General features: G+C 71.5%; 27 protein-coding genes and 2 pseudogenes. 11 read left to right on the top strand and 18 right to left on the bottom strand.

The genetic code is table 11. The annotated features are described in order from the left end of the window. Positions 1-7: 7 nt before the first annotated feature. A complete protein-coding gene (locus OHN19_RS05480; protein ID WP_330263040.1) occupies positions 8-988 on the bottom strand; it encodes a helix-turn-helix transcriptional regulator in 981 nt (326 codons plus the stop codon). Between the two features lie 96 nt (positions 989-1,084). On the opposite strand from OHN19_RS05480, the gene OHN19_RS05485 reads away from it, so the two are divergent. Further along, the gene (locus OHN19_RS05485; RefSeq protein ID WP_330263041.1) at positions 1,085-1,453 is read left to right on the top strand and encodes a hypothetical protein; all 369 of its coding nucleotides are present in this window, start codon (positions 1,085-1,087) and stop codon (positions 1,451-1,453) included. A 37-nt stretch (positions 1,454-1,490) separates the two neighbouring features. Here the strand turns inward: OHN19_RS05485 and OHN19_RS05490 are convergent. The 8 genes and pseudogenes from OHN19_RS05490 to OHN19_RS05525 form a co-directional block, all read right to left on the bottom strand. Beyond that, positions 1,491-2,020 (bottom strand): annotated as a pseudogene (locus OHN19_RS05490) (GNAT family N-acetyltransferase); the annotation flags it as partial. A gap of 58 nt (positions 2,021-2,078) precedes the next feature. After that, positions 2,079-3,101 carry a transporter substrate-binding domain-containing protein gene (locus OHN19_RS05495; protein WP_330263042.1) on the bottom strand — a complete coding sequence of 341 codons (1,023 nt, stop codon included), beginning with the start codon at positions 3,099-3,101 and terminating at the stop codon, positions 2,079-2,081. A 64-nt stretch (positions 3,102-3,165) separates the two neighbouring features. Further along, positions 3,166-3,342, bottom strand: a complete 177-nt coding sequence (locus tag OHN19_RS05500) for a hypothetical protein (protein WP_330263043.1) — start codon at positions 3,340-3,342, stop codon at positions 3,166-3,168. Between the two features lie 155 nt (positions 3,343-3,497). Further along, positions 3,498-3,656 carry a hypothetical protein gene (locus tag OHN19_RS05505; protein WP_330263044.1) on the bottom strand — a complete coding sequence of 53 codons (159 nt, stop codon included), beginning with the start codon at positions 3,654-3,656 and terminating at the stop codon, positions 3,498-3,500. Positions 3,657-3,807: 151 nt separating this feature from the next. Beyond that, positions 3,808-4,674: a glutathione S-transferase C-terminal domain-containing protein gene (locus tag OHN19_RS05510; protein WP_330263045.1), complete on the bottom strand. Its 867-nt coding sequence runs from the start codon at positions 4,672-4,674 to the stop codon at positions 3,808-3,810. Between the two features lie 130 nt (positions 4,675-4,804). After that, positions 4,805-4,930 (bottom strand): putative leader peptide, encoded by a 126-nt coding sequence (locus tag OHN19_RS05515; RefSeq protein WP_330263046.1) that lies wholly within the window; start codon positions 4,928-4,930, stop codon positions 4,805-4,807. A 350-nt stretch (positions 4,931-5,280) separates the two neighbouring features. Then, positions 5,281-5,566: pseudogene (locus tag OHN19_RS05520) on the bottom strand (MFS transporter); the annotation flags it as partial. 304 nt (positions 5,567-5,870) lie between these two features. After that, entirely contained in the window at positions 5,871-7,502 is a 1,632-nt protein-coding gene (locus OHN19_RS05525) for an MFS transporter (protein ID WP_330263047.1), read from the bottom strand. Positions 7,503-7,634: 132 nt separating this feature from the next. Here OHN19_RS05525 and OHN19_RS05530 point away from each other — a divergent pair, with 132 nt between their 5' ends. Further along, positions 7,635-8,354, top strand: coding sequence for a TetR/AcrR family transcriptional regulator (locus OHN19_RS05530; RefSeq protein ID WP_330263048.1), 720 nt, complete (start codon positions 7,635-7,637; stop codon positions 8,352-8,354). Positions 8,355-8,748: 394 nt separating this feature from the next. On the opposite strand, the gene OHN19_RS05535 is transcribed toward OHN19_RS05530, so the two are convergent. From OHN19_RS05535 to OHN19_RS05550, 4 genes are all read right to left on the bottom strand, one after another. Then, positions 8,749-9,399 (bottom strand): TetR/AcrR family transcriptional regulator, encoded by a 651-nt coding sequence (locus OHN19_RS05535; protein WP_330263049.1) that lies wholly within the window; start codon positions 9,397-9,399, stop codon positions 8,749-8,751. A gap of 134 nt (positions 9,400-9,533) precedes the next feature. Continuing rightward, entirely contained in the window at positions 9,534-10,553 is a 1,020-nt protein-coding gene (locus OHN19_RS05540; protein ID WP_330263050.1) for an NAD(P)H-binding protein, read from the bottom strand. 23 nt (positions 10,554-10,576) lie between these two features. After that, on the bottom strand, positions 10,577-11,617 hold the full coding sequence (locus OHN19_RS05545; protein WP_330263051.1) for an NAD(P)/FAD-dependent oxidoreductase: 1,041 nt from the start codon (positions 11,615-11,617) through the stop codon (positions 10,577-10,579). A gap of 72 nt (positions 11,618-11,689) precedes the next feature. Continuing rightward, on the bottom strand, positions 11,690-12,625 hold the full coding sequence (locus OHN19_RS05550; protein ID WP_330263052.1) for an alpha/beta hydrolase: 936 nt from the start codon (positions 12,623-12,625) through the stop codon (positions 11,690-11,692). A gap of 284 nt (positions 12,626-12,909) precedes the next feature. Here OHN19_RS05550 and OHN19_RS05555 point away from each other — a divergent pair, with 284 nt between their 5' ends. From OHN19_RS05555 to OHN19_RS05570, 4 genes are all read left to right on the top strand, one after another. Next, positions 12,910-13,080, top strand: coding sequence for a hypothetical protein (locus OHN19_RS05555; protein WP_330263053.1), 171 nt, complete (start codon positions 12,910-12,912; stop codon positions 13,078-13,080). A gap of 42 nt (positions 13,081-13,122) precedes the next feature. Continuing rightward, complete coding sequence (locus OHN19_RS05560; protein WP_330263054.1) at positions 13,123-13,278, top strand: hypothetical protein; 156 nt, start codon at positions 13,123-13,125, stop codon at positions 13,276-13,278. Positions 13,279-13,365: 87 nt separating this feature from the next. Next, positions 13,366-14,160: a maleylpyruvate isomerase family mycothiol-dependent enzyme gene (locus OHN19_RS05565; protein WP_330263055.1), complete on the top strand. Its 795-nt coding sequence runs from the start codon at positions 13,366-13,368 to the stop codon at positions 14,158-14,160. Between the two features lie 215 nt (positions 14,161-14,375). Then, positions 14,376-14,531, top strand: a complete 156-nt coding sequence (locus OHN19_RS05570) for a hypothetical protein (RefSeq protein ID WP_330263056.1) — start codon at positions 14,376-14,378, stop codon at positions 14,529-14,531. 44 nt (positions 14,532-14,575) lie between these two features. Here the strand turns inward: OHN19_RS05570 and OHN19_RS05575 are convergent, their stop codons facing one another. From OHN19_RS05575 to OHN19_RS05585, 3 genes are all read right to left on the bottom strand, one after another. Continuing rightward, positions 14,576-15,817 carry an FAD-dependent monooxygenase gene (locus tag OHN19_RS05575; protein WP_330263057.1) on the bottom strand — a complete coding sequence of 414 codons (1,242 nt, stop codon included), beginning with the start codon at positions 15,815-15,817 and terminating at the stop codon, positions 14,576-14,578. Positions 15,818-16,049: 232 nt separating this feature from the next. After that, positions 16,050-16,226, bottom strand: a complete 177-nt coding sequence (locus OHN19_RS05580) for a hypothetical protein (protein WP_330263058.1) — start codon at positions 16,224-16,226, stop codon at positions 16,050-16,052. Continuing rightward, positions 16,193-16,996 (bottom strand): alpha/beta fold hydrolase, encoded by an 804-nt coding sequence (locus OHN19_RS05585; RefSeq protein ID WP_330263059.1) that lies wholly within the window; start codon positions 16,994-16,996, stop codon positions 16,193-16,195. Before OHN19_RS05585 ends, OHN19_RS05580 begins: the two co-directional genes overlap by 34 nt. Before the next feature lie 285 nt (positions 16,997-17,281). On the opposite strand from OHN19_RS05585, the gene OHN19_RS05590 reads away from it, so the two are divergent. Continuing rightward, positions 17,282-17,905 carry a TetR/AcrR family transcriptional regulator gene (locus OHN19_RS05590; protein WP_330263060.1) on the top strand — a complete coding sequence of 208 codons (624 nt, stop codon included), beginning with the start codon at positions 17,282-17,284 and terminating at the stop codon, positions 17,903-17,905. Positions 17,906-18,030: 125 nt separating this feature from the next. Here the strand turns inward: OHN19_RS05590 and OHN19_RS05595 are convergent, their stop codons facing one another. After that, positions 18,031-19,743: an IlvD/Edd family dehydratase gene (locus OHN19_RS05595; protein ID WP_330263061.1), complete on the bottom strand. Its 1,713-nt coding sequence runs from the start codon at positions 19,741-19,743 to the stop codon at positions 18,031-18,033. 50 nt (positions 19,744-19,793) lie between these two features. Between OHN19_RS05595 and OHN19_RS05600 the strand changes: the two genes are divergently transcribed. From OHN19_RS05600 to OHN19_RS05615, 4 genes are all read left to right on the top strand, one after another. After that, positions 19,794-20,606, top strand: coding sequence for an IclR family transcriptional regulator (locus OHN19_RS05600; protein ID WP_330263062.1), 813 nt, complete (start codon positions 19,794-19,796; stop codon positions 20,604-20,606). Then, positions 20,606-21,622 (top strand): zinc-dependent alcohol dehydrogenase, encoded by a 1,017-nt coding sequence (locus OHN19_RS05605; RefSeq protein WP_330263063.1) that lies wholly within the window; start codon positions 20,606-20,608, stop codon positions 21,620-21,622. Before OHN19_RS05600 ends, OHN19_RS05605 begins: the two co-directional genes overlap by 1 nt. Before the next feature lie 13 nt (positions 21,623-21,635). Further along, positions 21,636-22,235 (top strand): acyltransferase, encoded by a 600-nt coding sequence (locus OHN19_RS05610; protein WP_330263064.1) that lies wholly within the window; start codon positions 21,636-21,638, stop codon positions 22,233-22,235. A gap of 163 nt (positions 22,236-22,398) precedes the next feature. Continuing rightward, complete coding sequence (locus tag OHN19_RS05615) at positions 22,399-23,073, top strand: phosphatase PAP2 family protein (protein ID WP_330263065.1); 675 nt, start codon at positions 22,399-22,401, stop codon at positions 23,071-23,073. Positions 23,074-23,080: 7 nt separating this feature from the next. On the opposite strand, the gene OHN19_RS05620 is transcribed toward OHN19_RS05615, so the two are convergent. Continuing rightward, positions 23,081-24,406: a glutamate-1-semialdehyde 2,1-aminomutase gene (locus OHN19_RS05620; RefSeq protein WP_330263066.1), complete on the bottom strand. Its 1,326-nt coding sequence runs from the start codon at positions 24,404-24,406 to the stop codon at positions 23,081-23,083. Positions 24,407-24,409 lie beyond the last annotated feature (3 nt).

Below are 24,409 nucleotides of genomic sequence, written 5' to 3' on the forward strand. Positions count from 1 at the left end.
GGGCCGATCATGGCACGGGGTCGGTCGGGTCCCGGTAGCGGGCGGCGGTGCGGCGGGCGGTCTCCGCCAACTCCTGCCGGACGTCGGCCGGTTCGAGGACCTCGGCATCGGGGCCGAAGCCGAGCAGGCGACGGCAGGCGGCCTCCCGGTCGTCGAAGCGAAGGACGAGGCGGTGCCAGTCGGGTACTTCCGGGTCAGGGGTCGCGCGTGGCGCCGGCCCGGTGTCGCCGAGCACCTGTGGGAGTGCCGCCAAGCCCGCCGCCGACAGCCGTACGGTGACGGCGAGTTGGTCCAGGCTCGCCTCGAACTCAGCGGTCCAGGCCGCCCAGTGGGCCGACAGGTCGAAGTCGGCGGGGCGGTCGAAGGACTCCGGCAGGAGCTCCGCCGCCGTGATCCTGGACGCCCGGTGGGTGCGGATGCCCCGGTCGGACCGGACGACCAGGTACCAGACGCCCGCCTTGGCGACGAGGCCCAGGGGGTCCACCGCCCGCGTCACGCCCGTGCGGCTCGCGAGCGTCAGACGCAGGCGCCTGTCCTGCCGTACGGCGTCCACCAGCACGGCCAGCTGCGGGACCGGTTCGGGCGGCTTGAACCAGGCCTGGGTGTCGATGTGGAAGCGGCTCGCGGTCGTGTTCGCCTGCTCGCGGCCCGCAGCCGGGAGTGCCGCGAGGAGTTTCAGACGGGCCTGGGCTAGCGCGTCGCCCAGCGCGATGCGTTCCAGCGGGCCGCTGCCGGAGGCGACCGCGAGCAGGGCCGTCGCCTCCTCCGCGCTGATGCCGAGCAGCGGACTGCGCCAGCCCTCCATGAGACGGCAGCCCCCGCCCGGGCCACCGCTCGCCACCACCGGTACGCCCGCCGCGCTCAGCGCCTCCAGGTCCCGGTAGACGGTGCGGACCGACACCTCCAGTTCCGCGGCGAGTTGACGGGCCGTCATCTGCCTACGGGACTGGAGGCGGAGCAGGAGGGACAGCAGCCGGTCCGCTCGCATCGGGCGATCACCTCATCGACGTATGACTGACACAGGATGTCAGCCATCCCGCCGTAGCGTCGCCCAGGAAGCCCCCGATCAGCAGGGAGACAGCACGTGATCAGCGGATACGTCATCGGCGAGAGCCTGCGGACCGATGCGGTGTTCGAGCCGCGCGGACTGCGGCTGCGGAGGGTGCGCAGGGTCGAGCCGGGCGGGGTGAGCGCTGCCCAGCCGGCGGTGTGGACCCTCGTCGAGTGGGACAGCGACGGTGAGGACGTCGGTGCGCTCGCGGAAGCGCTGGCGGGCGCGTTGCAGCCGGAACTCGGCTGGTACGCCGACTTCGTCGCCGGGGACGAGCGCGTCGTCGTGTTCGCCGGGAAGGTGTTCCGCTATCGGCGCGGCGACGAGCGCGGCCGTGCCGACGCGGTGGCGTACGGGCGGTCGGTGGGCACGCCCGAGCATCAACTCGACTGGGAGGAGTAACGCGAGGGTCTCACTGAAGGCGACCTGGGGTGGCCGGCGGCCGACCGATGCGTTGTTCCGGGCTGCGGACCAGGCGGGTGGCCAGGCCCCTGCCCCGGTGGGCGGGTTCCGTGCAGACGGCGCTGATCTCGGTCCAGCCGGGTGGCCGGAGCCGCTCGCCTGCCAGGGCGTTGAGACGGCCGCGGTCGCGGATGCCGAGGTAGGTGCCGAGTTCTACGGTCCGCCGGAGGAAGGGGCCCGGCTTGATACGGCGACCAGGTCGAGGATCTCGGGCACGTCGGCGGGTCCGAGCCGTACCGCCTCGGGGGCGGGCTCGGCCCGCGGTGCGGTGTCGACGAGTTGGACGCCCACTCCCCCGCCGACGATCTCCCATCCGTCGGGGACGGTCTCCAAGGGCTTGATCCGTACGGTTGCTCCGGGGCAGACGAGCGTGGGCAGGTCGGCCCAGGCGGCCGGGTCGGTGGGAACGGCGAGGGCGGCCCAAACGGCGTTGTCGAGGGCGGAGGTGTCCGGTGCGGCGGGTCTCTGGGAGGGTCCGCCTCCGCGGACTCGGGTGTGCCGGGCCACGGAGGCGGAGTCCCCTTCCAGGTCGACGTGTGCGGGTGACAGGTGGATTGACGGTGTGTCAGGAGTTGGTCAGCGGCAGACCGGGCGGGTTGACCTCGGACTTGGAGACCGCGTCGTTGGAGAGGTTCCACGCGGCGAGCCACTTGGCGTACTGGCCGTTGTCGATCAGGTGGTTGATCGCGTCGGCGAGGGGCTTGGCGAGGCCGCTGCCCTTCTTCGCGGTCGCGGCGATCAGGCCCTGGAGGGACTCACCGGCACCGGAGTACTGTCCCGCGATCTTCGTCGCGTTGGGCGTGGTCGCGGTCTGGGTGACGTGGTACGAGAGGTTGGGGCTCGGGCCCAGGTAGGCGTCGATCTTGCCGCTGGTCAGGGCCAGGTAGATGCTCGGGCTGTCCTGGAAGTACTTGACGGTCAGCTTCTTGCCCTCCTTCTTCAGCCTGCTCTGCCACTCCAGCAGGATGCGCTCCTGGTTGGTGCCGGCGCCGACGGAGACGGTCTTGTCCGCGAGGGCCTGGTAGTCGCCGTCGAAGGTCCACTTCGAGGTCTTGAGCGTCTCGAAGGCGAGGTCGTCCTTGCGGTAGGAGGCGAACTCGTACTTCTGCTTGCGTTCCTCGGTGTCGGTGATGTTCGAGAAGCCGACGTTCACCTTGCCGCTGTCGATGCCGACGAAGAGGTTCTCCCAGGTGAACCGCTTGACCTCCGGCTCGAGACCGAGGACCGCGGCGACCAGACGGGCCAGGTCGATCTCGGAGCCGGTGAGGGACTTCTGGTCGCTGCCCACGAAGCCCAGCGGCGGGGAGCCGGAGGGCAGGGTGCCGGAACCGATGACGAGCTTGCCGCTCTTCTTCAGCGCGGCGGGCAGCTGGGCGCTGATGGACTTGACCTCGGCGACCTTCAGGGTGGTCTCCTTGGCGGCGCCGTTGGAGAGCCGGCCCACGGTGACCGTGCCCGCGGTGTCGCTCGTGTTGGTGGCCGCGTCGCTGTCGCCCCCGCAGGCGGCGAGCCCGGTGGCGAGAGTGGCGACGGCGGTCGCCGCGGTGATGCCGCGTATCAGGCTGCGTCGGGAGAGATGGGTGCGCATGACTGTCCTTGTCGGTCGGAAGTGACAGGGGAAATCGGAGGTGGCAGTGACGAAAGAAGGGGGCTCAGAGGACCTTGCGGAGGAAGTCCCGGGTCCGTGCGTGCCGCGGCTTGCCGAGGACCTCGGAGGGCGGGTTGGTGACCAGGCCGTGGACGAACTGGGCCGCGAGTGGTTTTGCCGGGGCGTCGGTTTGCGGCGGGGCGTCGGTGACGGACACGGCGGCGCCTGGGGGTTCACTCATGAGGGGCTCCGGCGGGAGTCGGTTTTCCCCTGGGACACGGGCGAACACGGCGCACTACGCCGGCAGTACGCGACGCACGGGTACCGGGGGGTGGGCGGTCGACGCCGTACCGCGGGCGCGGTGCGGGTCAGGAACGCGGGGGCTCGGGAAGGACGTCAGCCCCGACAGCGGGCACGGCCCGGCGCGGTACACAGTGCGCTGCTCACGCGGAGCAGATCGACGGCCCGGTCGGCGACGAGCAGGTCGCCGTACGGCCGTACGCAGCTCTGGGAGCGGCGTGCGGCCGTCCTGGGAGCTGCGTACATCTCGGTCACCGTCGCTGTTCCATGGGGTCGCACAGGACTCGTGCGGACCCGTGAGTGCCGGGTCCCCGGCGGACCCGTGAGTGTGTCAGGTCCCTGATGGGCCGTAAGTCAAGACAGCCGTCCTGACCTGTGTCAAATGCCGGTCCATCAGGTGGAAGGGTCAGGACGTGCGGGCGGCGTGCGCGGCCCAGTCCAGGATCTGTACGGCGGCCCCGGCGGCCTCCAGGCCCTGACAGCGGGCGTGGTGCCGGCGGGCGATGCCGTCGAGGTCGAGGTTGCCGCCGAAGGCCGGGTGGGCGGCCAGGCGGCGGGCGTAGGCCCACAGGGTGGGGTGGTCGGCGATGCGCTGGACGGCGGAGGCGTCGAGGTGGTGGCGGTGCACGGTGTCGAGCTGGACCAGCGCGACCCACAAATCGACGTCGGCGGCCGTGATGTGATCCCGGATCAGGTACTCCCGCCCGACGAGCCAGCGCTCCAAGGCGCCCAGGGAGTCGAGCAGTTGCTCCAGCTCGACGGCCCGCTCCGCCGCGTCACCACCCGCCCACCCGGCACGCTGGGCGGCCTGGCCGATGCCCCGGCACATCCGCTCGACGGCCTCGGTCTCCGACTGGGCCCCGCACGGGTACAGCGCCGGACGGCCGGAGCCGAAGTGGCGGGCCAGGTCGCGGGTGATGTCGGCGGCGTGAGTGCTGACGATCCGCCCCGACCAGTCGTCGCTGAGCACCGGGGCGGTGGCTGCGCCCGTGTACCGGTGCGCGCTGGCCTCGTAGAGCGGGCGCAGTGCGGAATGTCCCCCGTCGGGACAGTCGGGGACCGGGTCCAGGAAGGTCACGGGACAGATGTCGTCGAGGCCGAGCAGGCTGTGCACGACGGCGATGCGCAGGCCGTCGGCACAGGCGGCGGCCAGGTGGAGCCGGTAGCGGCGCGGCACGGCGTAGTGCCCACTGCGCGCGTCCTGGCCGATCCGGCCGCGGAAGGCGGGGCTCGGCTGGGTGGTGGGGACGTGGGCGAGCGGTGTGACGGACATGGGTCTCCCCGGGATTCGGGCGCAGACGTACGCGCGGCGGAAGCGACGTCGGGCGGGAGCGGGCGGCCGTCCCCGTGCACGGCGGCAGGGGTGTGCCGTTCGGGTGCGGAACGGGTGGGTGCGGCCGGGCTCAGCCCAGGGGCCTGATCGCGCTGCAGACCCGCAGCAGATCGATGTGACGGCGGGAGGTCAGAAGAGGCGAGGGCTGAGACGTACGGTGCACTCGGCCGGTGGCCGACGACTCAAGGCGCCCCATGTTTCCCTACCTGTTCACTAGGATTCCCGATTGGAGTGTCGATCGGGCCGGAGCGCACGTCAAGAGGGCGTCCACGAGACGGGATCTGCGGAGCGGGATCCGGGGAGCGGGATCCCGCGGCGGCGACGAGGTCTGCCTCGTGAACTTCACCGTGGGCAGGAGGTCTCCGGTGCGCGGCAGATGCCCCGCCTTCCCGCGCTGACTCGTGCTCTGAGGACAGCAGTCATCGCAGGTGGCAGGGCACGCGAGGGTGGACGTGCAGCCCTCGACGCCGGCCTGTGCCGCGGCCAGGGCGCTGGGCCTGTGCGAGGTCAGGTCGTCGGTCGCGGCCGACGAGGCGATGGCCCTACGAACAGATCCTGGGCCACGCGAGCCGCGGCGAGGATCTCGAAGCTGCCGGCCGCGCCGCCGACGACGGACGCGGCCCCGAAACCCGCCAGGCCGATCACGAAGAGGGTGCGTCGGCCCAGCAGGTCACCGAGTCGGCCGCCGAGCAGCAGCAGGCTGCCGAACGCCGGCGCGTACCCCGTGATGACCCTCACCCAGAGGGGGCACCCCCAGCCGGCTGCCGTCGCTGAAGCCCAGGTCTTGCTGCGCCTCGGGCAGCGCGATGTTCACGACGGTCACATCGGGCATGACCGTCGTCACAGGGCGGCGTCTGCGGCGACTGCCGCTGTCACCTCACGACCCTTGGCCTCCGGGCCGCCCCGGAGGAGAGCCCCGGGGCGGCCCGGAGGCCGAGGACGGTGAGGTGTTCCGGCGGGAGACCCGCTGGCCGTGGACCGTGGACCACGGCCGCGCCCTGCGCGTCTCGCGCCGCCGGGCTCCTGGCCGACGCGCCTGGCGGGCGATCGGGCGGAGGCGGTGCCCGGCGGACGCGTCGCCCGTCGATCCCGCGGACGCGTCCCCGGTGCGATCCAGTGGACGTCCCGCCGGCGAACTAACGGGTGGACCCGGTGTGCTCCCGCGCAGTCGCCGTCTCGCTCGCCGTAGTCCCGGCCTCCGGCTCGGCGCTCTGCTTCGCGAAGGCGCGCCGGCCCGGCAGGACCGCGAGGACGATCAGTGTCCCGGCGGCCATGATGATCCCGCCGATCAGGCTGGTCTGGGCGACTCCGTGGGCGAAGGCCTGGTGGACGGCGTCCACGGCGGCCTGGGCCTGCTGGGGCCCGGCGGAGGGATCTTGCCCGACCCGCTGCGCGACGGCCAGGCCGGCGCCGACCGAGTCCTTGGCGGTCTCCATCGCCTCCGCGGGGAGGCGGTTGCCCACCAGGTCGGTCAGCTCGTCCCGGTAGGCCGTGCCCAGCAGCGAGCCCAGCACCGCGATGCCCAGCGCCCCGCCCAGCTCGAGCGCGGTGTCGTTGACACCACCGCCGACGCCCAGCTCGGACTCGGGGAAGGAGCCCATGATCGTGTCGGTCGCCGGGGAGATGGCCAGTCCGAGCGCGAGGCCCAGCATCATCAGCGGCACCAGGAAGTCCCCGTACGTCGATCCCTTGTCGATCTGGGTGAGCAGGAACATGCCCGCCGTGCCGATGGCCAGGCCGGTCACGGCCATCACCCGCACCCCCAGCTTCGGGGCGAGCACCCCGGTCACCGCGGACCCGAGGAACACCGCACCGCCCAGCGGCAGCAGCCGTACACCCGTTTCCAGGGCGCCGTAGCCGAGGACGAACTGCAGGAACTGCGTCGAGTAGTAGATCACGGCGAACATGCCGAAGAAGAAGAACATCACCGCGAGCATCGAGCCGCTGAAGGGCCGCCGCGCGAACATTCGGACGTCCAGCATCGGGTGGGGGTGCCGCAGCTCCCAGGCGACGAAGGCGGCCAGACCGGCAGCGGCGACGACGGCTGCGGTGACGGGGCCGACGCCCCAGCCGGAGTGCGGGCCCTCGATGGCGGCGTAGATCAGGGAGCCGACGGTGACGATCGACAGCAGACCACCGACGTAGTCGATCCGGCCCATGCCCTCAGCCTTGGACGGCGGTACCAGGGCGAGCGCGCCGAACACGGCCAGGATGGCGATGGGCACGTTGATCAGGAAGGTCGAGCCCCAGGCGTGGTCCTCGAGCAGCCAGCCGGAGACCAGCGGGCCGACGGCTACCGCCACCCCGGAGGTCGCGGCCCAGGCGGTGATGGCCTTGGCCCGCTCGCTCCGGGGGAAGGTCGCGACCACCAGGGACAGTGTGGCCGGCATCACGACCGCGGCACCGACACCCATGATCGCGCGGGCCACGATGACCAGCGAGGTCTCGTCGACCAGGCTCCCCATCACCGAACCGGCGGCGAAGAGCAGCAGACCAAGGACCAGCGCGCCGCGCCGGCTGTACTTGTCGCCGATCGCGCCCAGCACCAGCATCAGCGCCGCGTACGGAACGGTGTAGCTGTCGACGACCCACTGCAGATCACTGCTGCTCAGGCCCAGGTCGGTGGTCATGTCGGGGGCGGCGACGATCAGCGACGTGTTCGCCATGACCGTGATCAGCAGGCTCAGGCACAGCACGAGCAGCGCCCACCAGCGCCGCGCGTACGGCCCGGTCATCTTCTCCACGGGGGTGTTTGCAAGGAAGGGCATCAGTAGCTCCTGAGAGGGACGGGCGGATGAGCGGAAGCACTTAATTGCCCATCGATGTGCACGTTAGTTTATTGCCCCTCGATGTGCAACTATCGATGGCTCCCTCCTCCCACCCGCCCTCGAGGTACCGACGTGACCAGCCGACCAGCACGAACACCGACGACGACGCCGAGACGGTCTCCGGCCCGGCCCCACGAGACGCCGCCCCCTCCTGCTCCGGCTTCGACTCCGGCGCAGCGTCGGGACGCGAGGGCCACCCGTGCCCGGATCCTCCACGCGGCTCGGCGAGAGCTGACCCGCGACCCCGACAGCAGCCTGGAGGACATCGCCGGTGCCGCCGGTGTGGCCCGGCGCACCGTGTACGTCCACTTCGCCTGCCGGGCCGCGCTCGTCGAGGGTCTGGCCGCCGAGGCCGCGGAGGCGATCCGGCGCGCCGTCGCGGGTGCCCCGGCCCCGACCCCCGACGCCGTCGCGGACCTGGCGCGATTCGTCCTCGTGATGTGGCCCGTCGGCGACCGCTACCGTGCCCTGATCCGGCTGGCCCGCGGCCATGACCTCGCACGCGCACGCGTCGACGAACTGCTGACCCCCGCCCGCGACATGGCCGCGAGGGTCTTCGCCCACGGCCGCCGACAGGGCGTCTTCCAGACCACCGTCCCGCCCGACCCGCTCGGCCGAGCCATCGAGGCCCAACTGCTGGCCCTGCTCGACTGCGCCGACTGCGGCCTCTGGTCCGACGACGGCACCGGCGCAGCCACCGCCACCCTCATCGCCGCCGGAGTCGCCCCGGCCGCCGCCGCCGCGAAGGTCGATCAGGTACGGAAGTCCGGGTCGCCGCCGGGTCCCGTCTGAAATCCCGTGCCCGTGCTCGTACTTGCACGAACCCACCGACGGCTCCGGCTGCCGGTGAGCGAACTCGCCCTGCGAATGGACGGGTTGACGAAGTCGGACGACGACAGCGAGGCCCGGGCACCGCGACGAGACCGTCCCGGCGGCCTCCGGCCACCGCGTCACCTGCAAGGACCTCGAGGTCGCGGGCCGCGTCGCCCGGCCCGAGGCCGGTCAGACGTTGCTCGGTCAGGTCTTCACCGAGCCGATCGCGCCGCAAAACATCCCCGACGGCCTCCGACCGCGCTCGGTGATCACCACGGAGCAGGGCCTCACCGCCCACTTCTCCCACAAGTCGGTCACCCTCCGCCGCGACGACGCCCGGGACACCTCGTCGAACGGGTCGGCCGGCGAGGAATCAGGTGCCGTGGGCCGGAGGAGCCGTAGCCATCGCCGACGCAACCTCCTCGACCACCGCGCTCGCCCGATCCTTCGGCACGCCGGCCGCGATGAGGGTGGCCGTGGCGATCCGGTGCCCGTCGTCCTCCAGCGCGCCGGTGTTGACGGACTCCACCAGAGCCACGATCAACGCCATCAGGCCTGTGCTCTGCACGGCCGGTGGCAGATGGGAGTGGAAGACGCCGTCCCGCTGCCCGCGCTCCAGGATTCCGGTGACGGCCTCCCGGGCCGGCGCGAGCACCTCGGCGACGCGCTCGGAGCCGAGGTCCCGCCGGGTGAGCGCCAGCAGCATGCGGTAGCGGTCGCCCACGGGCCACATCCGGAGTACGCACCGCGCCAACGCCTGCTCGGCCGACTCCCCCGGCTCCGGCCCGGCCTCCACCGTGTTCCGCAACGTCTCGGCGGCTTCCTCGGCGAGTGCCTCCACCAGCGCCGCCCGCCCCGGGAAGTGCCCGAAGAGGGTGCGCCGGACGACCCCGGCGGCCCGCGCCAGCTCCTCCAGCGTGACATCGGGGTTCCGCCCCAGCTCCTCACGGGCCGTGGCCAGGATGCGCGCCCGGTTGGACCGCGCATTACTGCGCAGCGGCTCGCGGCCCACGGGCTTGCTCACGGAGAACCTCGCAGCATCGAAGGACGGACGAACGGCCTCCCATTTTGTCACGCCGAGCCGAAGCCCCCGCATCACGCCCCAGCGGCCGCTGCCTCACACGGGACCCGCCCCACCTCGTGTTCTCTCCGGAGCGCTCAGTGGTTCGGGGCAACCGCCAGCTCGCGCAGGTGAGCATTGTTCCGCAGCGCCCACCGCATGGTCCGCGGCGGGCGCCCGAGCAGGGTTTCCAGTTGGTCGGTGACGACGTCGTACCGCCCGCCGGCGACCAGCCTGGTCAGGGTCCTCATGTGCGCCGCCACGTGCTGGGCCGCAGTGTCGCCCAGGGTTTCCCGCAGGAAGGTCTCGTCCACGAAGGCCTCGTGCCAGGCCTCCAGTTCCTCGGGGACGTAGGTGACCTGGCGTCCCAGCGCGGCTGCGTAGTCCTCAGCGAACCCGTACATGTCCTTCAGCTCCGGACCGGTGAGCTCGTAGGACTTCGAGATGTGCGGTGCGGGGTCGACCAGCACCTTCACGCACACCTCCGCCACGTCGTGAGCGGCGATGGGCGCGAGCCGCTGGTTGTCGAAGGGCAGGCGCAGTTCACCGTTGCTCAGCGGGCCCTGTTGCATCCAGGTGATCATGGCGTTCTCGACGAACAGGGTCGCACGCACGTTGACGGTCGGGAGGCCGGACCAGTCCAGCACCTGCTCGCAGACCCAGTGCGCCCGCTGCTGCGGTGACCAGTCCGTGACCAGTCCGCCGAGCCAGGAACGCCGCTCCTCCTCCGGCGTGGTCATCTTCTCGAGCGTCATGTACACCTGCTCGTAGTCGGACATGTGCACGAAGGCCTCGATGTCGCCCTGGGCTCGCGCCGCCGCGGCCATCAGGGTGAGGGCATCGGCGTAGTACGGCGACAGGCTCATGCTGAAGTAGACGCGCCGGACACCCTTCAGCGCGGCGGCCACGTCCGCGAATGTGAGCAGGTCGCCGACGAAGACCTCGGCCCCGGCCTCGCGCAGCGACTGCGCGCGTTCGTCGTCCCGTCGCACGAACGCGCGCACTGGGTGGCCCTGTTCGAGCAGCATGTCGACCATCAGCCTGCTCACGCCACCGATCTGGCCGCCGGCGCCGGTGATCAGAATGGGATTGCGTTCCGTCATTGTCGTGTCATCCATCTCGTGGGGGGTGGGTTGGCCGTTCAGGAAGCCGAGAGGCTTCGAGATCGTCCTGTGGCCGCCTCGGGGCCTGCCTCGGCGATCTTCTGGAGGGCCGCGTCGGTGTCCGCGATGGTCAGCATCCTGTTGATGTCGGCGCCGGCCAGTACGCCGGCCGCTGCGGAGGCCCCGACCTGGGCGACCAGATCGGTGGCGTTGCCGGCCACCCACACACCCGGCACCTCGGTGGCGCCGGCCGCGCCGGAGGCGAAACCGCGGCCCTTCGGCAGGTCCTGCACCGGCAGGCCCAGACCTTCCAGGCCCTTTGTGCGGGCCTGCAGCTGCGCGGCGACCGCGACGACGCGGCGGGCCACGACCTGGCCGTCGGCCAGGCGCACCCCGGCGAGGGCACCGTCGGCGTCGTTGACGACCTCGGTGACCGGGGTGTCGATGACGCGGATGCCGCGGGCGGCGAAGCGGGCGCGGCTGTCCTCGTCCAGGTCGGTGCCGTGGGTGAAGTAGGTCAGGTCCTCGGTCAGTTGACGGAACAGATACGCGTGCTCGATTGAGACCGGTCCGGTGGCGAGGACGCCGATGGGCTCGTCGCGCACCTCCCAGCCGTGGCAGTACGGGCAGTGCAACACACTGTGTCCCCAGTGCTCGGCGAGCCCGGGCACCTGGGGCAGCACATCCTTGAGGCCGGTGGCCACCAGGATGCGGCGAGCGGTGATGCTGCGGCCGTCGGCCAGGGTGACGGTGAACCGCAGGTCCCCGTCCGCCGACGGGGCGGCGGACTCGGCCGAGACCACCTCGCCGACCACGACGCGTCCGCCGTACTGGCGCACCTGCTCCCGGCCCCGTCGAAGGATCTCGGACGGCGGGGTGCCGTCCAGGGCGAGGAGGCCGTGCACGGCCTCCGCGGGCGCGTTGCGCGGGGAGCCGCTGTCGATCACGACGACCGAGCGGCGGGAGCGGGCGAGGATCAGTGCACCGTTCAGTCCCGCGGCGCCCCCGCCGATCACCACCGCGTCGACGGTTTCCTCGGCCAGTGCGTCGCTCGTGTCCGGAGGAGTCGTCACAGCCATGGCTTCCTGCCTTTCCTTGTGAGTCATGGTTTCGGTCAGCCCTTCGAGTTCTGGGGTGGTCCGTGGAGGGGGTCAGCCGTTCAGGAAGCCCACGATGTGGTCGGCGACCGTCTTGGGCTGTTCGAGGTGCGGGAAGTGCCCCGCGCCGGGTATGACGATGCGTTCGAAGCCGTTCGTGAACAGGTCGTCCATGCCGTCGCTCACCTCCACGGAAAAGCAGTTGTCGTCGGCCCCGTGGAGGTAGAGCGACGGGACGGTGATGGCGCCGAAGGCCCGGGCTTCCAGGGCTTGGGTCGCCTCGTCCGTGGGCGGCGTGAACAACTGGCGGTAATAGCCCAGGACCTCGGTCAGGACTCCGGGAGCACCCAGGGTTTCCTTGAGCGCCGCCCGCTCCGCGTCCGGCAGCTCGTAACCGGGTGACCATTCCCGCCAGAGCCGGTCGATGAAGGCGAAGTCGTCGTGCTCGACGGCCGCCTCCGCCATGGCTGTCCGGAAGAAGAACATGTACCAGCTGCGTCGCTGCTGGTCGCCGTCGGTGACCAAGGCGTTCATCGTCTGACGGCCATGGGGAGCCGCCATGGCGACCAGCTTGCGGACACGCTTCGGGTCGAGGGTCGCTGCCGCGTACGCCGCCGCGGCACCGAAGTCGTGGCCGATGACATCCGCCTGCTCACGACCGAGCGCTTCGATCAAGGTCAGGACGTCCTGGCCGGTCGAGGCGATGCGGTAGGAGCCGTCGGGAGCCGCGCCGCCGGGCCAGTATCCGCGCTGGGCGGGCGCGACCGCCCAGTACCCCTCCTGCGCAACACGGTCGAGGATCGCTGCCCAACTGGCGGCATGGTCGGGAAACCCGTGGAGGAACACCACGAGCGGCCCGCTGCCGGCCTCGAGGATCGGAACCTCCAGTCCGCCCGCCTGAACCGTCCGATGACGGACGCGGTCGCTCGCCTGGGATCCCCCGGCCGGGGAGTCCTCGCCAGAGGGCGGTCGCCGGGTCACCTGTGCCATGAGTCTCAACCTCCAAGCCGCCTTCGCAGCGTCGCGGTCCGGCAAGACCGGACCAAGTAGCAAGTAAGCGGCGCAGGTGATCGCGTACGCGCCGAGCACCCGGCTCAGGTTCGACGGCGAGGACTCGCGGACACCGCCGCCGATGTAGGACAGGCCGACGTTCGTGATGTACAGATCACGCAGCCTGTCCGGGGGCTCGCGATCGTTGTGGACTGAACAGTCAGAAACCTAGATGGTTCTGTACTGGGTTGTCAAATACGGCAGGTCGGCTCTACCTTCTCCGTATGGGCTGCAACGGCACGAGCGTCGACGACATCAGTGCCGCCACCGACCTGGGCGACCACGGGGCCCGGGTGCCGCTGATGGCCGTACACCCGCTGGCCGACATCCCGTACTACGGCTCGGCATGCCCGCCCAGGATCCCGACCGGCTCCTCGACATCGGCGTGCGGCTGAGGCCGTTGACCGAGGAAGCGTGCTGGTGATCGGCTCGGCTTTATGACGCACGGGCTGCCGTTCTTCACCCGTACGATGCTCGAATGCCAAGTCCCGGGCTGGTCCGCCGACTTCGACGCCCGGGGCGCCGACGCCCTCACGCGCGGCGCTGTGGACGAACTCGCCGCGTTCCGGACGAGGGCGCCCGGTGTGCCGTAATGCCGTACGCCCATCTCCAAGCGCTCGTTCCAGATCGCCTGTGTGACGACAACTCCGAATCAGATCGCCTTCATTGAGGACACGAACATGACCGAAGCCGCAGACCGGATCATCGACGCCCTGCGCAGCGGGCACGACCACCTCGCCGCTGTGGTGCACGGACTCACCGCCGCCGATCTCACCCGCCCGTCCGGCGCGACGGAGTGGGACGTCTCCCAGGTGCTCAGCCATCTGGGCAGCGGCGCCGAAATAGGCCTGGCCGTACTGGAGGGCGCGACCGGCGGTACGGGTGCTCCCGACGGCGACTTCAACAAGTCGGTGTGGGCCCGCTGGGACGCGATGACCCCGGCCGAGCGCGCCGAAGGCTTCGTCACCGCCAACCAGGCGCTGGTCGAACGTTACGAGGGCCTCGACGCGGGGGCCCGCAGCGACCTCCGGATCGACCTCGGCTTCCTGCCCGCGCCGGTGGACGTCGCGACCGCGGCGGGGCTCCGGCTCGGTGAGTTCACCCACCACTCGTGGGACGTCGAGGTGGCCTTCGACCCGTCGACGACCCTGGCGTCCGCCGCGACCGGGCCGCTCCTCGACCAGGCCGGCATGATGCTGGGCTTCCTCGGCAAGGCGGACGCCCTGGAGAACCGCCCCGTCGCCGTCGCGGTGCACACCACCGCACCCGAGCGCGCTTTCGGTCTCTCGGTCGGCGAGACGGTCGCGCTCACCGGCGAACCCGAGAACGCCGACGCCGTGCTGACGGCTCCCGCCGAGTGGTGGCTGCGCCTCGTCACCGGTCGGCACGCCCCCGCCCACACCCCGCCCTCCGTGACCCTCACCGGCGACACCGTCACCCTCGACGACCTGCGCAGGGTCTTCCCCGGGTTCTGAGCCCGGCGGCGAGGCAACGGGCACGGGAACACGCCCTGGCCCGCGCGTTTCACTCGGAGGCGTGTCCGGATCATGAGCGACACGGCAGAGGTGCCTTCTGACCTGGGACGACAGGGCTTGTCCAAGGCTTCTGTCGTCTCGCGGGGGAAGGCACCTCCTGCGCGCACACCACCAGGTCACGTCCCCGGCTTACCGTCTCGGCCGACGGTCGCGGGGTGGTCAGCCATGCCGGATCCCGCCGCAAGACCGGGATCGCGTGCAGCCAGTGCGGCACCCGCAGCCAGACCACGGTAGTCGCCACCCTCGACGCAGACTGGACCAGGCTCGTCGACCGCGGCTGCAACGACGCGTGGAGCAAGCAGCTCGGGTGAACCCCAATGCACTCGTTCTCCCGCTCGTATTCGAAGAACTCCAGTCACGCGGCAGCGGCGGCGATGTCCAGACTCTTCATCCGCGCCCTGTTGGCCATCATCCTGGCGAGCAGCCGGCCGGCGATCGGCAGCCGGGCGAGGCGGATCGTCGCGGACCGAAGCAGCAACTCGGCGCGGTTGCCCGGGGTGAAGAAACTGCGTTGGCTCACAGCGTTGCCGAGATGGTGGTCGATGAACGGGCGCAGGTGGTCCTCCCAGTCCTGCAGCGCTCGTGGAACGTCGTGCGGGTGGCGTTCCAGCATGGTGCCGAGCAGGTCCGCCCCGGCGAGGCCGGTGGAGGCCCCCATGGCGGAGTAGACGGTCAGGCACCACGCGGCGTCGCCGACGAGCACGACTCGGCCGCGGTGCCAGTGGTCGAGGTGCACCTGCTCGGCGGAGTCGAACAGGTGGTCCGGGGCCTTCTCGAACTGGTCGAGCAGCCAACCGAGCGTGGAGCCGGTGGGCTCGGGGCCGTAGGCGGCGCGCAGCGAGTCGATGGCCGGCCGGGTGAACTCGGCGTCCACGTCGTCGGTGCGATAGGAGAACAGCACCGTCGGCGGACGGTCGGCGAACGAGAACACCCATACCGACCGGCCCGCCTCGGCCATGACCAGCCCGTCCTGTGGGCCGTAGCCGGGTACCGGCTCGGGCAGGCCGTACACGGCGATCATGTAGTTCAGCCGACGGATCGAGCTCTGCTCGGCCTCGAACGCAAGCCGGCGCACCGTCGAGCGCAGTCCGTCCGCCCCGACCACCAGGTCGAACCGTTCGACGGTCGTCGTCTCCGTCGTCAGGTCGCGGATCTCGACGTCCACCCCGTCGAGGTACTGGTCCAGCGCGGTCGGCACGGCCGAGTACCGGATCTCGACCTCGTCGGGCAGGGCGGTGAAGGCCGCGTCTTCGATGTCGCCCCGCATCACCATGCGAGACCCGCCGAACACATCGGCGTATCCCATACCGCGGCGGCGCCGGCCCGTACGGTCGACGTCGTAGCTCACGCTTTCCGGGGCGAAGCGATTCGGCACCGCGTCGGCGAAGCCCAGCCGTTCGGCGGCGGCGAGCCCGGTCCCGAACAGGGCGATGAAGTATCCGCCGCGGCGCCGCTCGGGGGCCTTCTCCAGCACCACCACGTCCCAGCCCGCGCGATGCAGTCGCAGTGCGGAGGCAGTCCCGCTGATCCCGAGGCCGACCACCAGGGCCCGCTGTCGCGATGTCGTGTTCTTGTCCATGGGATTGCGCTCCGACATTGTCGTGTCCTTCATCTGGTGGGGGCGGGTCGGCCGTTCGGGAAGCCGAGGATGTGGAGTCGTCGAGGCGGGCGAGGACGTCGAGGAGTGGGGCGTCGACCTCGGCGGGACGCTCCGTTGCTTGCTGGGCGTGACGGAAACCGGGTGGAAAGTGATCGGCTTTCGCGCGAGGAATCGGTGACGTTGCCGACCACCCACGCACCCGCACAGCCGGTCGTTCGGCATGGAGGGTTCAGGTACGCGCGCCGGGCGTCGTCTGCAGGAACAGCTCAAGGAGTGCCAGCAGCGTCTCCGGCGCGTCCTCGGCCGGGAAGTGGCCGGCGCTCGGCATCTCGACCACGGGGGCGTCGGGGTAGGCCGGCCTGAACGACGGGATCACGTACTCGGGCACCAGGGCGGTGTCCCGCATCCCGACCGCCCGCATCGCCGGTACTGCGCGCAGCGCGGCGACGGCTTCCATCGGCGGCGGCCCGGGCGGGGTGCCCTGCGGCCCCTCCAGGACCTGCCGGGGGAAGGCGATGACACCGCGGCACTCCGCCGGGGTCGAAAAGGGGCTGGAGTAGGCGCGGATCCAGTCGGCGTGGCGATCTCGGGCCGGGCGACATGCTGCAGGTCGATCATCAGGTGGGCGATGGTGCGACCCGCGTTTCCGAGGATCTGCTCGAAGGAGCCGTCCGCGAGCGCCGAGTGGGCCCACGGGAACCACCGGCTCTCGACACCGTTGGCCCGCATGAGAGGGGCGATGTCGTCTGCGAGGGGCAGCACGGTGTTCACCGCGAAGATCCGGGAGATCCGCTCGGGGTGACGCAGTGCGAACCCGGTGCCGATGGGGCCGCCCCAGTCACGGACCACCAGGGTGATGTCCGTGAGGTCGAGCGTGTCGACGAGCAACGATTCGAGCTTCAGGATGTGTTCGCTCGCGTCGTACGTGCAATCCTGCGGTGTCTCGCTCTTGCCGAAGCCCATGTGGTCGGGAACGACCACCCGATGGTGACGTGACAGCGGCCCGATCAGGTGGCGCCACTCGTAGCCCCAGGTGGGCTCACCGTGCAGCATGACGATCGTCTGACCGGGCCGCTCGGGGCCCTCGTCGACGTAGTGGTGACGGAAGCCGGCCACCTCGTTGAAGCGGGCGGGATACGGCCACGTGCCGTCGAATGTCTCGTCAGCAGCAATCACGGGATATCGCGCCTTCCGGTGCGGTGTTGTCCGTACGGACCGCGGCCATGAGGCCCTCCGAAGTACTGGTTCTGAACCAGCCTTCATCGGCCGGCTCGTCCTTGCGCCGAGCTGCGTGCCGCGCCCTGAACGTCATGAGTTCAACCTCCAAGCCGCCTTCGCGGTCCTCGCGCCCGGACCAAGCCTGTCCGGTGGGCTCAGGATGGTTGTGGACTGAACAGTCCGAAACCTAAGAGGTTCTGTACTGGGTTGTCAAATACGGTGGGCCGGCTTTACCTTCGATGCATGGCCAGACCACGCAGCTTCGACCCCGACCACGTCCTGCATGCCGCCGAGCGGCAGTTCCGCACCTCGGGCTACAACGGCACGAGCGTCGACGACATCAGCGCCGCCACCGGCCTGGGCCGCGGCAGCCTCTACGCCGCGTTCGACGACAAACACGGCGTGCTGATGCAGGCCATGACCGGCTACTTCACCCGGCTCGGGCAGGGTCCGCCGAAGGCCCTCGCCGGACCGGACGAGGGCGCGCTGGAACGACTGCACGCCTACCTGCTCCGTGCCGTCCACGGGGTGCCACTCGCCCCCGACGTCCCCCCAGCCGATGACCGGGCGGCAGCCGCCTGCTTCGCCGCCAAAATGGCCCTGGAGCTCGGCACCTCCGATCCCGAGGTCAAACGCCTGGCCAACGACTGCTTCTCAGTAGTCCGGACGGCCGTTGCCGACTGCGTGCGAGCGGCGCAGCGCAACGGCGACATCGACCCCGACGCGGACCCCGACGACCTCGCATACCTTCTGCTGACCGTCATCCGCGGGAGCGATGTCGTGGGCGCGTACGGCCACAGCCCCGACCGCCTGACCTCGATCGCGGAGACCGCGTTCGCCCTGCTGCCCCGCCCGCGCCGGCGCTGAAATGGGCACGGCCGGGTTCGATCGGCAACAGTTGCTCACGGCCGGACTCACCTTGGCCGGCCGTGAGATGTCGTCGGCGAGCACGCGCCCACGACGACCAGGCCTCCCCAGGAAGACGCGGACGGTCAGTGCGACTCGCGGCTGACCTCCGAGCCGCTGGAGCCGACGAGGAAGTCCAGGTCGGCGCCCTTGTCGGCCTGTTGGACATGGTCGACGTACAGCCGTTCCCAGCCTCGCCGCGGGTCGGCGAAGCCCTCGACGGTGGCCGGGTTCGGGGTGCGGGCGGCGAGTTCGGCGGCCGGCACCTCCAGGTCGATACGGCGGGCCTCCACATCCAGGCTGATGACGTCACCGGTGCGTACGAGGGCGAGGGGGCCGCCCGCCGCGGCTTCCGGGGCCACGTGCAGGACGACCGTGCCGTACGCCGTGCCGCTCATCCGGCCGTCGCAGACCCGGACCATGTCCCGCACGCCCTGCTCCAGCAGCTTGGTGGGCAGCGGCATGTTGGCCACCTCGGGCATGCCCGGGTAGCCCCTGGGGCCGCAGCCGCGCAGGACCAGGACGGAGTCGGCGTCGACGTCCAGGTCCGGGTCGTCGACGCGGGCGTGGAAGTCCTCGATGCTGTCGAAGACGACGGCCCTCCCCCGGTGCCGCAGCAGGTGCGGTGAGGCGGCCGCGGGCTTGATCAGGGCTCCGTCGGGGGCCAGACTGCCGCGCAGGACGGCGATGCCGCCCTCCTCGACGAGGGGCCGGGCCCGGGTCCTGATCACCTCGGCGTCCCAGATCGGGGCGTCGGTGAGATGGTCGACCAGCGGCTTGCCCGTGACGGTCAGCGCGTCGGGGTCCAGGAGGTCGGCGACCTCGCGGAGCACGGCGAGCAGGCCGCCCGCGCGGTGGAAGTCCTCCATGAGGAACCGTCCGGCGGGCTGGAGGTCGACCAGGACCGGCACCCGGGAGCCGATGCGGTCGAAGTCGTCCAGGGTCAGCTCGACGCCCAACCGGCCCGCGATGGCGAGGAGATGGACGACCGCGTTGGTGGAGCCGCCGATCGCGGCCAGCGCCACGATCGCGTTGTGGAAGGACCCCTTGGTCAGGAAGGTGCTCGGGCGGCGGTCGCCGGACACCAGCTCCACCGCGAGGCGTCCGGTGCCGTGCGCGGCCTCCAGCAGCCGGCTGTCCGGAGCGGGTGTCCCGGCCACCCCGGGGACGACCGTGCCCAGGGCCTCGGCGACCAGCGCCATGGTGGAGGCCGTGCCCATGGTGTTGCAGTGCCCGCGGCTGCGGATCATCGACGACTCGGAGCGGGTGAACTGCTCCTGGGACAGGGTCCCGGCGCGGACCTCCTCCGACAGCCGCCACACGTCCGTGCCGCAGCCCAGCGGGGTGCCGCGGAAGGTGCCGGTCAGCATGGGGCCGCCGGGCACGACCACCGCGGGCAGGTCGACGGAGGCGGCGGCCATCAGCAGGGACGGGATCGTCTTGTCGCAGCCGCCCAACAGGACCACTCCGTCAAGGGGGTTGGCCCGCAGCATCTCCTCGGTGGCCATCGCCGCCATGTTGCGCCAGAGCATCGCCGTGGGCCGCACGTTGGTCTCGCCGAGCGACACCACGGGCAGGTCGAGGGGGATGCCGCCCGCCTCGTACACACCGTCACGGACGGATCGGGCGACCTCGTCCAGATGCGCGTTGCACGGCGTGAGGTCGGAGGCGGTGTTGGCGATGGCGATCTGGGGGCGGCCGGTGAAGGCGTCGGCCGGTACGCCCCGGCGCATCCAGGCCCGGTGGATGTAGGCGTTGCGGTCCTGTCCCGCGTACCACTGTGCGCTGCGAAGGCCCATCGCTCGGCTCTTTCCGGTAATCGGTACGTCGGTCTACTATCCGGAACACGATGCAGCATACGCAGCCGTTCCACGCTTCGACAGCCCCCGTCACGGCAGGCGCGGAGGGCGACCGTGTCGTGGGTTCGGACCGGGTGCTCGCCGTGCTCAAGGAACTCGCCCGGCATCCGGACGGGGTGGCGCTCGAGGAGCTCACCCGGATCATCGGCAGCCCCAAGCCGACCGTGCACCGGGCCCTGGCCGCCCTGCGCCGAGCCGGTCTGGCGGGGCAGGACGGCCGCGGTCGCTATCTGCTGGGCGACGAGTTCCTGCGGATGGCCTTCGCCCATCACGAGGCCCGTCCCGAACACGTCCGTGTCCGGCCGCTGTTGGAGACGCTGGCCGCCCGCTTCGGCGAGACGGCCCACTACGCCGTCCTGGACGGGCGCGAGGTCGTCTACCGCGCCAAGGTCGACCCGCCCACCGGAGCCGTCCGGCTCACCTCCACGGTCGGCGGCCGCAACCCCGCCCACGCGACCGCGGTCGGAAAGGCGCTGCTCGCCCACGAGTTGGGCACCCTGGACGCCGTACGGCGATGGATCGGTTCGGCACCCCTGGAGCGACGGACGCCTCGAACGCCGTGCACGGCCGAGGAGTTGCTCGGTGAACTGCAGGCCACGCGTGAGCGGGGGTACGCCCTGGACGACCAGGAGAACGAGATCGGCGTCAACTGCCTGGCCCTGCCGGTGTACGGCACCTCGCCCGTGGTTCCCTCCGGGGCGGTGAGTGTCAGCGCCCTGGCGTACCGGACGCCGTTGCGGGCGCTGGTCGACGCCGTGGAGGAGATACGCGAGGCACTCGGCCCCCTGAAGGAGCCCTTCTGATGCGTGCGTTCGTGCTCACGGCCCCCGGCGAGTACGCAGTCCAGGAGGTGCCGGAACCGGTGGCAGCCCCCGGTGAGGTGGTCGTGGACGTCGAGCGGGTCGGGGTGTGCGGCACCGATCTGGAGTTCTTCACGGGGCACATGACCTATCTGCACCAGGGACACGCCGGCTATCCGATGCGGCTGGGCCACGAGTGGGCCGGCCGGGTGCGCGCGGTGGGGACCGGGGTCGATCCCGGCTGGACCGGACGGCGGGTCATGGGCGACACCATGCTCGGCTGCGGGAGCTGCCGACGCTGCCGGCGGGGGCTCCAACACGTCTGCGAGAAGCGGGAGGAAGTGGGCGTCCGCGGCGGTCGTGCGGGGGCTCTGGCGGAGCAACTCGCCGTACCCGCGGGTTCGTTGCACGCGCTGCCCGACTCCGTGGACCCGGAGCTGGGCGCGCTGGTCGAGCCGGGCGGCAACGCGTTGCGGGCCGCGCGGGCGACCGGGGCCGGGCCCGGTGACCGGGTTCTGGTGCTGGGGCCGGGGACGATAGGTCTGCTGGTCGCCCTGTTCGTCCGGGCCGCCGGGGCGGAGGTGCACCTGATGGGCGCCACCGAGGACTCCCTCGCCTTCGCGCGCTCGCTGGGCTTCCCGGACGCCTGGCGTGCGGACACGGTGCCGGACCTGCCGTTCGACGCGGTCGTGGACGCCACCAACGCCGTCCATCTGCCCGCCCTGGCCCAGGAGTTGGTGGAGCCGGGCGGGCGGCTCGTGTACATCGGACTGGCCGGTGAGCCCAGCCGGATCGACACCCGCGCGCTGGTCCTCAAGGACGTGACGGCGGTCGGGATCCTGTCCGCCTCCCCCGGGCTCGACGCCACGATCAGGGCGTACGCCGAGAAGGTCGTCGACCCGAGGCCGCTGGTGGCCGCGACCGTCGCGCTGGACGCGATCGGCCCCGTCCTCGCGGGCGAGCGGCCGCCCGGAGCCGGTCCGGGACCGAAGATCCACGTCGACCCCAGCTTGGCCTGAGGGACTCGATCCGGTGGCGATCACGGTGCGGCCGACCGCCCAGGTCGACGAGAGCGCGGTGCTCGGCGAGGGGACGACGGTCTGGGACCTGGCCCAGATCCGCGAGGGCGCCCGGCTCGGAAGCGGGTGTGTCGTGGGCCGTGGTGCCTATGTCGGCCCCGGGGTGCGGATCGGCGACCACGTGAAGCTCCAGAACCACGCGCTGGTCTACGAGCCCGCGGTGCTCGGCGACGGGGTCTTCGTGGGCCCGGCGGCGGTCCTCACCAACGACCGCTCCCCCAGGTCGGTGGACCCGCAGGGCAGGTTGAAGCGGGGCGGCGACTGGGAGGCCGTGGCGGTGGAGGTGGCCGAAGGGGCGTCCCTCGGGGCCCGTTCGGTGTGTGTGGCGCCGGTGCGGATCGGCCGCTGGGCGATGGTCGCGGCGGGTGCCGTGGTGGTCCGGGACGTGCCCGACCACGCGCTGGTGGCCGGTGTTCCGGCGCGCCGCATCGGCTGGGTGGGGCGGGTCGGCGTACGACTGGTCGAGCGGGAGGGCGGGCCGGGGGTCTGGGAGTGCCCCGAGACGGGGGCGCTGCACGACGAGCGGGACGGCTGTCTCGTCGAGCGCGTATGACGTCCGTTTCCAGCCGAAACGCGGGCTGTGTGTCCTGTTCGTCCACGTTGCGGTATCGGACGTCTGTGCGGTCCGATACCGTGTCGATCGTGATCACGGGCGAGATCAAGAGCAAGGCGGACCGCGTCCGGGATGCGTTCCGGACCGTGGACGCGGTGGGCGTGTGACGGGCGGACCGACGCTCCCGGCGCTGCCCCCGTCGCTGCGCGCGCCGCTCGGGCTGGTCGCCGTCCTCGCCGCGCTGGTGGTCTCGGTGATCGGGACTCTGTACGCCGGCCACAGCCAACCCGGCAGGGTGGACAGGTGGATCGTTTCGCCGACGGCCGACCCTGTGGGGCCTCCGTGGCGGCCCGTCGCCCTGACTCTGGACTTCCTGGGAGAGCCTGCCGGTTCGGTGCTGCTGGTCGGGGTCGTCGTGGCGGTCTGCCTGCTGCTTCGCCGTCCACGCGCCGCGGTGCTCGCCGTCGCCGGTGTCGCCCTGGCCGTGGGGACCACGACGCTGCTCAAGCAGCTGGTGGGGCGCACCATCCACGGCCCCGACAACCTGTCCTATCCGAGCGGGCACACCACCTTCTTCACCGCACTCGGCCTCGCCCTGGCGCTGCTCGCGACGGACCGGCTCGGCCTCGGCAGGACGGCCGGCACGTCACTCGTGCTCTGCGTGGCGCTCCTGGCCGGCGCCGCGATGGGCTGGGCCGAGGTCGCCCTGGGCGCGCACTACCCGACCGACGCGCTCGGTGGCTGGTGCACCGCGCTGGCGGTGGTTCCGGCGACCGCGTGGCTGGTCGACCGGGCGGCCGACCGGCTGGAGAGCGCCGGTCGGCCCGAGCCACGCTGACGTCACGTCACACCAGGCGACGGAACACCGGCTTCACCGGTCGTCCGCCCACCCAGGGCGAGGGGTCGGCGGCGTCCAGTGCCTTCCGGTACACCGCGCACGCCTGCGCCACCACGTCGACGGTGTGATCGATGTCGGCCTCGCTGAGCGCGCTGCTCACCACGAACGACGGGGCCAGCACCCCGCCCGCGAGGAGCCGGCGCAGGAACAGCGTGCGGTACTCCTGCGACGGCTGCCCGTTCTCGTCGAGGGTGGCGAAGACCAGGTTGCTGGCCCGGCCCCGGACGACGACGTGCTCGCCGACGCCCATACCGGCCGCCGCGTCGCGGACACCGGCGGCCAGCCGCTCGCCGAGGGCGTGCAGCCGCGCGGTGACGCCCTCCTCGGTGTAGACGCTCTGCACGGCCATCGCGGCGGCCAGCGAGTGCGTCTCGGCACCGTGGGTGGTGGACAGCAGGAAGACCCGGTCGCCGGAGTGCCGCAGCCCGCCGCGCTCCATCAGCGCGCGGCGCCCGGCGAGTGCGGAGACGGCGAATCCGTTGCCCAGCGCCTTGCCGAACGTGGAGAGGTCGGGGACGACGCCGTACAGGCCCTGGGCGCCCGCCTCGGACCAGCGGAAGCCGGTGATCATCTCGTCGAAGATCAGTACGCAGCCGTGCCGGTCGGCCAGTTCGCGCAGTCCTGCGAGGTACCCGGGCGGCGGCTCGGTGTGGGTGGCGGGTTCGAGGATCAAGCAGGCGATCTCGTCCCGGTACCGGGTGAGCAGTTCCTCCGTGGCCGCCAGGTCCCCGTAGGGGAACGCCACGGTGAGCTCGTTGGTCGTCGCCGGGATGCCGGCGGACATCGGTGTGGTGCCGATGAACCAGTCGTCGGTGGAGAAGAACGGATGGTCGGCGCAGAGGGCCACCCGCGGGCGCCCGGTGGCGGCGCGGGCGAGGCGTACCGCGGCGGTGGTGGCGTCGGAGCCGTTCTTCGCGAACTTCACCATCTCGGCGGTCGGCACCGTGGCCAGGAAGCGTTCCGCGGCCTCGACCTCCACGAGGGACGGCCGGACGAAGTTGCTGCCGCGGTCGATCTCCCGCCGCACCGCCTCGGTCACCCGTGGATGGGCGTGCCCGAGGCTGACCGACCGCAGGCCGGACCCGTACTCGATGTAGCGGTTGCCGTCGACGTCCCACACGTGGGCACCGCGGCCGTGGCTGATGACGGGCGCCAGGTCCTCGGGGTACTGGTCGTCGCCCTTGGCGTAGGTGTGGGCGCCGCCGGGGATCAGGGCGTGGAGCAGTTCGTTGGCCGCACGCGACCGGGGCAGCTGGAAGTCTTCGCTCTGCAAGCC

The organism is Streptomyces griseorubiginosus (assembly GCF_036345115.1).
Lineage (GTDB): Bacteria > Actinomycetota > Actinomycetes > Streptomycetales > Streptomycetaceae > Streptomyces > Streptomyces griseorubiginosus_C.

Bases quoted from the DNA above. Each gene is read 5' to 3' on its own strand.
- OHN19_RS05480 (WP_330263040.1), bottom strand. From the start codon at position 988: ATGCGAGCGGACCGGCTGCTGTCCCTCCTGCTCCGCCTCCAGTCCCGT.
- OHN19_RS05495 (WP_330263042.1), bottom strand. From the start codon at position 3,101: ATGCGCACCCATCTCTCCCGACGCAGCCTGATACGCGGCATCACCGCG.
- OHN19_RS05500 (WP_330263043.1), bottom strand. From the start codon at position 3,342: ATGAGTGAACCCCCAGGCGCCGCCGTGTCCGTCACCGACGCCCCGCCG.
- OHN19_RS05510 (WP_330263045.1), bottom strand. From the start codon at position 4,674: ATGTCCGTCACACCGCTCGCCCACGTCCCCACCACCCAGCCGAGCCCC.
- OHN19_RS05515 (WP_330263046.1), bottom strand. From the start codon at position 4,930: ATGGGGCGCCTTGAGTCGTCGGCCACCGGCCGAGTGCACCGTACGTCT.
- OHN19_RS05525 (WP_330263047.1), bottom strand. From the start codon at position 7,502: ATGCCCTTCCTTGCAAACACCCCCGTGGAGAAGATGACCGGGCCGTAC.
- OHN19_RS05540 (WP_330263050.1), bottom strand. From the start codon at position 10,553: ATGGATGACACGACAATGACGGAACGCAATCCCATTCTGATCACCGGC.
- OHN19_RS05545 (WP_330263051.1), bottom strand. From the start codon at position 11,617: ATGGCTGTGACGACTCCTCCGGACACGAGCGACGCACTGGCCGAGGAA.
- OHN19_RS05550 (WP_330263052.1), bottom strand. From the start codon at position 12,625: ATGGCACAGGTGACCCGGCGACCGCCCTCTGGCGAGGACTCCCCGGCC.
- OHN19_RS05555 (WP_330263053.1), top strand. From the start codon at position 12,910: ATGGGCTGCAACGGCACGAGCGTCGACGACATCAGTGCCGCCACCGAC.
- OHN19_RS05560 (WP_330263054.1), top strand. From the start codon at position 13,123: ATGACGCACGGGCTGCCGTTCTTCACCCGTACGATGCTCGAATGCCAA.
- OHN19_RS05565 (WP_330263055.1), top strand. From the start codon at position 13,366: ATGACCGAAGCCGCAGACCGGATCATCGACGCCCTGCGCAGCGGGCAC.
- OHN19_RS05575 (WP_330263057.1), bottom strand. From the start codon at position 15,817: ATGTCGGAGCGCAATCCCATGGACAAGAACACGACATCGCGACAGCGG.
- OHN19_RS05580 (WP_330263058.1), bottom strand. From the start codon at position 16,226: ATGCGGGACACCGCCCTGGTGCCCGAGTACGTGATCCCGTCGTTCAGG.
- OHN19_RS05590 (WP_330263060.1), top strand. From the start codon at position 17,282: ATGGCCAGACCACGCAGCTTCGACCCCGACCACGTCCTGCATGCCGCC.
- OHN19_RS05595 (WP_330263061.1), bottom strand. From the start codon at position 19,743: ATGGGCCTTCGCAGCGCACAGTGGTACGCGGGACAGGACCGCAACGCC.
- OHN19_RS05600 (WP_330263062.1), top strand. From the start codon at position 19,794: ATGCAGCATACGCAGCCGTTCCACGCTTCGACAGCCCCCGTCACGGCA.
- OHN19_RS05605 (WP_330263063.1), top strand. From the start codon at position 20,606: ATGCGTGCGTTCGTGCTCACGGCCCCCGGCGAGTACGCAGTCCAGGAG.